At 68.3% G+C, this 2,386-nt stretch carries 2 protein-coding genes; one reads left to right on the top strand and one right to left on the bottom strand.

Annotated elements, in window-relative coordinates; all coding sequences use genetic code 11:
* The coding region (locus tag AC2W7M_RS23860) for a hypothetical protein (protein ID WP_486135451.1) at nucleotides 1-1,505 on the top strand (1,505 nt) is incomplete at its 5' end.
* A gap of 368 nt (nucleotides 1,506-1,873) precedes the next feature.
* Here AC2W7M_RS23860 and AC2W7M_RS23855 read toward each other — a convergent pair.
* On the bottom strand, nucleotides 1,874-2,386 hold a 513-nt coding region (locus AC2W7M_RS23855; protein WP_486135449.1), incomplete at its 5' end, for a hypothetical protein.

The raw sequence follows: 2,386 nt of genomic DNA, 5'->3' as shown, positions 1-2,386 counted from the left end.
CCGCCAACGCCCGCGCCGGTGCCGCCTCCGGCGAGGACGAAAGACGCCGCGCAGGCGCCGCCCCAAGCGCCGCCGGGCGTCCAACTCCGACGTGGTGGGTGAAAATCGTCGAAGGCGCGAGCTTCTGGCATGGCCCGGACGGGACCGGCTACGCATCGATCGCGGTGGATGGCCATGTCGAGGATTGGCCCATTGATTCGAAGGCGTTCGACCGCTTCCTGGCCGCGCGCCTGCTGGCCGTGACCGGCGCCGTACCCGCCAGCGGTACGCGCCGTGATGTCGCGTCGATTTGCGATGTCGAGGCGCAGCGCGGCCCGTGTCACGACGTTCATCGGCGCGTGGCGAACCTGGACGATGGCGCGATCTATATCGACCTGTGCGACGCGGCCTGGCGCGCGGTTGAAGTGACGGCGCTGGGATGGCAGGTGGTGGAGCGCCCGCCGGTGAAGTTTCTCCGCAGCCCTGGCATGCTGGCGCTGCCGGAACCGGAGCCGTCGGACGTCGGCCTGCGCGAGCTGCGCGACCTCACCAATGCCGCGACCGACGCGGACTTCACGCTCATGGTCGCATGGCTGGTGGGCGCGCTCAGCGGCCGGGGGCCATTCCCGATCGGTATCCTCTCTGGCGAGGCCGGCACCGGAAAAAGCCGCTTGGCCACCGTCATGCGGGCGCTCGTTGATCCCAGCGTGGCGATGGTGCGGGCGGCACCGAAAGACCTTCGCGACCTCTTCGCCACCGCCTCGAATGAATTCGTGCTGGTGCTGGACAACGTGTCTTCCATGCCGCACGAGCTCTCCGACGAACTATGTCGCATCGCCTCTGGCGCCGCATCCTCCGCGCGGGCGCTCCACACGAACACGGAACAGGTGTTTTTGACCGGCGCGCGCCCCATCGTTCTCAACGGCATCGGGGGGCATTTCGGTCAGCAGGCGGACCTCATGAGCCGGGCGTTGCCAATCCGGCTCGCGCCGATCCCCGAAGCGGCCAGGCGCACCGAGCGGGAAATGGACGCGGCCTTCCGCACCGCGCGCCCGCGCATCCTCGCCGCGCTGCTGGATGCCGTGAGCGCTGCCCTGCGCCACCTGCCGACCACCACGCTTGCGGCCCTGCCGCGCATGGCGGATTTCGCGCTGTTCCTGACCGCGGCCGAAGTGGGGCTGGGTTGGGAGCCAGGAACCTTTGTCGAAGCAATGGAGGCGGGCCGCGCCGAGGCCGAGGGGGCGGCATTCGAGGCCGACCCCGTCGCCAAGGCCATCGTGGATTTCGTGACCAGCGAGCACCCCTATGGCGGTTGGGAAGGCACGCCTACTGCTTTGCTCGCGGCGCTCAATGAACGCGTCCCGGAACAGGTGCGGCGCTCGAGGATTTGGCCGATGACTTCACAGGGTATGGGCACTCGGCTTGACCGAGCCGCGCCGCTGCTGCGCTCCCGCAACTTCACGATTGAGCGGCGCCACGGCCGCGAGCGCACCATCGCCATTGTGCCCCCGCCGCCTGCGACGTGAGGCCCTTGCCTTCCTCACCCGCGGCCCTTCTCACTTCCATTCCCGTGCCCGCCGGTGGGTGTGATTGGCGGACGGCAGGGGGTGTAGCGGGCGCAGAGCGCGCGCCCGCCCACGGCCCGCCCCTGGCGGCGCACGGGTCCTTCCACCCGGGGGGAGGGTGGCACGCGGCGGCGGCAGCCCGAAAAACGCTAGCCACATCTCCCTCAAACTGGGTCAACGGTGACAACGGTCGGGCTGGGACCGTTGAGCCTCCTCCCACCGATACCGTTTTCGCATCCACAAGTTGCGTTCTCGGCGCCGCTCAGCGGTAAATGCGACGGCTTGCGACGACCTGCGACGGCTCCGAACCCCTCGGCAACCACCTGATTTCATTGACTTTCGACGACTTGCGACGGCTGCGACGGCTGTTTATTAATACGTGAATCTAAGAAGGTAAGAAAAAGGGTGTCGCACATAGACGCGCTCGCGCCCGCGCGCACGCATGTCGCATTTAAAAGATTGAGAAAAAGCCGTCGCAAGTCGTCGAGCCGTCGTCGCTTATGTAATTTCAATGGGTTGCGGGTGTTAAGTCGCTGAATGGAGCCGTCGCAGGTCGTCGCAAGTCGTCGCAGACCGCCCTTTTTCGGTGCCATAGTGCCGTTGCCGAGGGCTTTGGGGCTCACCACCGCCCGCTTGGGACACCGGATTGGCACCACCGTGCGCCGCGTGGCGCTGCCCCTGCCGCCGGCTCCGGCCTCCACCACCGCCCCGATCACCATGCGCGCCGACCTGGTGGCGCAGGCCCGGCCCTTCCCGAAACGCGCCGCCGCGCCGCCGTGCTCCCGCTGGTGGGCCGCTCGCTCGGATGCCCATCGGCCGCAGGGATCACCACGCCCCGCCGG

Source organism: Xanthobacter sp. BG11Y11_SDJG, from assembly GCF_057364445.1.
Note: the sequence above shows the minus strand (reverse complement) of the source record. Positions and strands in the feature narration are given on the sequence as shown.